1 protein-coding gene is annotated in these 495 nt (G+C 62.0%); it reads left to right on the forward strand.

Going from position 1 to position 495, the window contains the following annotated elements; translation table 11 throughout:
* Nucleotides 1-495: immunoglobulin-like domain-containing protein (locus J5M71_RS27515; RefSeq protein WP_207838718.1), on the forward strand; the 495-nt coding region annotated here is incomplete at both ends.

The following is a 495-nucleotide window of genomic DNA, read 5'->3' on the forward strand; positions in this document are numbered from 1 at the left end:
GCTCGGGCACCCCGGGTACCGGCAACCAAGGCGACCTGGTGCAGGTCACCATCACCGCCGATCAGGCGTCGGTGGCCGAGAACGTCAAGCCGACCTTCACTGTGCACATCAACCAGGCGCTGGCCCACGACCTGGTCGTGACCCTGAGCAACAATGCCCAGGTCACCATCAAGGCTGGGGAAACCAGTGCACCGTACACCCATGCTGCGCAAGGCGATGACGTCTACAACGATGCTGGCCAGATCAGCCTGGGCATCAAGTCCGCTGTGGACGTTGATGGTCGTACCTTCGAGAACCTGCAACTGGGCGGCGACGCTTCGGTTCAAGTGACCGACACCACCGACGAAGTGGTGGCCAAGCTGACCGCCACCCCTTCGGTCACCGAAGGCGGCGAGATCACCTACACCATCACGCTGACCAACAAAGACGGTCTGCCGATCAACAGCCACTCGGCTCTGACCTTCACCCTGAGCGACGGCAAGACCGTTATCACCG

The sequence above is a fragment of the Pseudomonas sp. 43(2021) genome, from assembly GCF_017490805.1.
Classification (GTDB): Bacteria; Pseudomonadota; Gammaproteobacteria; order Pseudomonadales; family Pseudomonadaceae; genus Aquipseudomonas.